Source organism: Pseudomonas sp. BTN1, from assembly GCF_001907715.1.
In the GTDB taxonomy this organism is placed as follows: Bacteria; Pseudomonadota; Gammaproteobacteria; order Pseudomonadales; family Pseudomonadaceae; genus Aquipseudomonas; species Aquipseudomonas paracarnis.
Genome location: NZ_MPBM01000068.1, coordinates 1 through 3,506, shown reverse-complemented (window position 1 = coordinate 3,506; position 3,506 = coordinate 1). Strand labels below are relative to the sequence as shown.

Sequence of the window (3,506 nt, the reverse complement as noted above, 5' to 3'; positions counted from 1 at the left end):
GCCAGGTCGAGCTTGGCCGCTTCGGCGCGGCAGCGGGCGGCCAGGTCAGGGATGATCTGGTTCAACTCGGCATCGTTGTACAAGGCCACCAGTTCCGATTGGAACAGGTACTGGGCCACCACGAAACGGGCGAAGTTGGCTTGGGTTTCGAACGGCGCGTGAGCTTTCACCAAGGCGTCGAGCTTGGTGTGCGGCTCGTTGGTGATCTGGTTCAGGCGTTGGGAGCGCAGGCTTGGGCGTTCTGCGGTGGAAGAAGCGGTCATGAAAAAAGTCCTTGAGAAGAGAAGCGCCTGGGCGCCCTGAAGAGAGCTGTTATCAACTAGACGAACAAGAAGACGCGGCACAGTAAAAAATCCTCACCTCGCCGCGGCTGCAAGGGCGGCGAGGTGAGGCGGATGGGTCAGATGTCCCAGATCACGTTGATCGCAAAGTTGCGACCGGGCTGGGTCAGGCGGTCGAGGTTGGCCGGGCCGGTCACACCGGCTTCGCCGACGCTGTCGTAGCTGCGCACGTCATCCCAGTTCCAGTACTTCTTGTCGGTGAGGTTGTAGAGGCCACCGTTGACGGTCACGTCTTTGCTCACCTTGTAGTAAGCGGTCAGGTCGAGGATGCCGAAGCCCGGGGTCTTGAACGGGCCGTCGGTGCCGCCGTCGGGCGCGTGGAAGGTGGTGCTGTCGACGCGGTTCTGTTTTTTCACCACGGTCCAGCTCACCAGGCCACCGTAGTTGTCCTGGTCGTAGCCCAGGCCAAACACGCCTTTGAGCGGGTTGACGCTGTTCAACGGCTCGCCATTGTCGTCGTTGCGACCGTAGGTGTAGGCAACCGAGCCTTGGGTATACAGACCCTTCGGCGCGCCGAAGGTATCCAGGTTCAGGCGGCCCTTGGCTTCCACGCCCTTGATGGTGGCGCGCTTGATGTTGACCGCCTGGAACTGCTCCACGGTGCCGCCGACCACGGCGTTGTCTTCGTCGATAAAGTCGCGGTACTTGTTGTAGTACACCGCAATATCGAAAGAGCCTTCGTCGAATTTGCCGCGAATCCCGGTTTCGATGCCTTTGCTGGTTTCCGGCTTGAGGTCGGGGTTGGGTTCGACGGTGTAGCCCAGGTTGAGGTTTTCGAAGCGACCGTACAGTGCTTTGGCAGACGGCGTGCGGAAGCCCTCGGCGTATTGGCCGAACCAGGTGTAGTTGTCGGTCAGGGCATAGGTGAGGCCGAACTTGGGTGTTACGCGGTTCCAGGTCTTGTTTTTGCCATCGACGGTATAGGCGCCGGTCGGGTTGACGGTGTTGAGGAATTCCTGGGTCAGCTTGGGCTTGAGCCGGGTGTAGTCATAACGCACGGCGGGCAGGAAGGTCCATTTGTCCCAGGTGATCTGGTCCTGGGCGAACAGCGAGTAGGTGTTGATGGTCGGGTCGGGGAAGTCGCTGGCCTTTTTCACGCTGTCGCTGGCTGATGGGCTGGGCGCGCCGATGGCGGTGCAGCCGGCGCCAATGGCCAGGCACGAGGCCGAGCCTTCGCGTGAGCCGGTGACTTTCTGCTGCTTGAGGGTGGTGCCGTAGGTCACTTGGTGGTCGGTTTCGCCGAGGCTGAATGCTTTGTCCAGTTGCGCGTCGAAGACCCACTGTTTTTCTTCGTAAAGGGTGTCGCGGGTACGCAGGACGCGACGGCCGGCCTGGTAGATTTCGGCGGTGGTCTGGTCGGTCTTGGCGATCTGGTAGTTGAGGCTGGTCTTGATGCGGTCGGCAATCGGCGACTCCAGGGCGAAGGTGTTTTCCAGGCCGAAGCGCTCGCGGGTAATGGTGTCGTTACCGCGACGGTCGCGGTACAGGTTCATGCCCCGACCACCGATGAACGGACCGCCCACTGCGTTTTTCAGATTGACGTCGCGGTCATCCTTGAACTTCTCATAGGTCAGGCCCAGGCGGTTGTCATCGCCATAGTTCCAGCCCAGCTTGGCCAGCACGTTGGTGGTGCGCGCATCTTCCGGGTTGGCGCCGGTACGGGCCAGGCCGGTGGCGTTGTTGCCATCGTAGGACTCGGTTTCATGGCCATTGCGCTGGCTCAGGTGCAGCAAACCGTCGAAGTCTTGCACACGCCCGGCGAAGGTGCCGGAGGTCAGCCAGCTCTCGTCGGCTGAGCTGTAGCCGGTCTTCAGGCGGGCGCCGACGTCCTGGCCTGGCTTGATGATGTCATCCGGGTCGAGGGTGAAATAACTCACCGCGCCGCCGATGGCGCTGCTGCCGTACAGGGCCGAGGCCGGGCCGCGCAGGATCTCCACGCGCTTGACGATTTCCGGGTCGACGTAATTGCGGCGGGTCTTGGCGTAAGGGCCGTTGAAGAAATTGTCCGGCACTTCGACGCCATCCACCTGGGTGAGGACGCGGTCGCCGTCGATGCCACGAATGTTGTAGCCCGCGTTACCCGAGCGCGTACCGGCGCCGCCGACGGAGACGCCGGGTTCGTAGCGCACCAGTTCACGGATGTTGTTGACGTGCTGGCGGTCCAGTTCTGCGCGGTCGTGCACGCTGACGGTGCTCGGTACACTGTTCACATCCTGTTCATTGCGGGTGGCGCTGATGGTCACCTGTTGCAGGGCGAGGGCGCTGCCGGCGCTACGTTTTTCCAGCACGATGTTGTTAGTGCCCAGTTTGCGATAGCTCAGGTTGGTCCCCACCAACAGCCGCTCCAGGGCTTTTTCCGCTGGCAGCGGGCCGCGCACGCCAGGCGACGACACGCCCTGGCCCAGTTCGGCCGGCAGGCCGACTTGCCAGCCGGTCACTGCGGTGAAGGCGTTGAGTGCCGACACCAGTGGCTGCTGTTCGATGCTGAACGTGTAATTGGCGTGGCTGCGAGCGGCAGATTCCGCGGCGGTGGCGCTCATGACGGGCGTACCAGCCAGCAGGATCGCGGCGGTCAGCAAGGACAAAACGGGCGAAGCAGACCGGCGGTTGAAACGAGAGGACATCGAGAGCGCTCCGGGATACGAATCTTATAGTTGCGAACCGAAACAAATAGGAATCAGTTGCATTGGCTATAACGAGACGTATCGCCGGTTAATATCGAGTAAAAATAATTCTCATTTAGTTCAGGATCACCAGCGCCGGGTACTCCGACAGCTTGGCCGAGGTGATGTGAGCCAGAGAGCGCACCACGTCCAGGGGCTGGTCGAGGCGGTAGTTGCCGGTGACGGCGACGCTGGCCAGCTGCTCGTTGTTGTTGACGATCCAGCCGGGGTAATAGCGGCGCAGCTCAGCCAGCACTTCGCTCAGCGGGCAGTTTTCGAATACCAGCCGGCCCTGCACCCAGGCCATATCCTTGCTGGGGTCGAGCTTGGCCGGTTGGCCGAAACCCTTGGGGCCGATGCGGATGCTTTCACCGGCGCTCAGGCGCACGCGGGCATCGTCGAACGTGTTGCTCAGGTCGACATCGCCGCGCTGCACTTGAACCTGGGCTTCGCCATTGAGGTAGCGCACGGCAAAGGCGGTGTCGCGCACGCTGGCGCGCAC

2 protein-coding genes and 1 pseudogene are annotated in these 3,506 nt (G+C 62.0%); all 3 read right to left on the bottom strand.

Annotated elements, in window-relative coordinates:
• Nucleotides 1-263: pseudogene (locus tag BMH52_RS25860) on the bottom strand (biliverdin-producing heme oxygenase); the annotation flags it as partial.
• A 137-nt stretch (nucleotides 264-400) separates the two neighbouring features.
• Complete coding sequence (locus BMH52_RS25855) at nucleotides 401-2,965, bottom strand: TonB-dependent receptor (RefSeq protein WP_073845501.1); 2,565 nt, start codon at nucleotides 2,963-2,965, stop codon at nucleotides 401-403.
• A gap of 115 nt (nucleotides 2,966-3,080) precedes the next feature.
• Nucleotides 3,081-3,506: FecR family protein (locus BMH52_RS25850; protein WP_143192554.1), on the bottom strand; the 426-nt coding region annotated here is incomplete at its 5' end.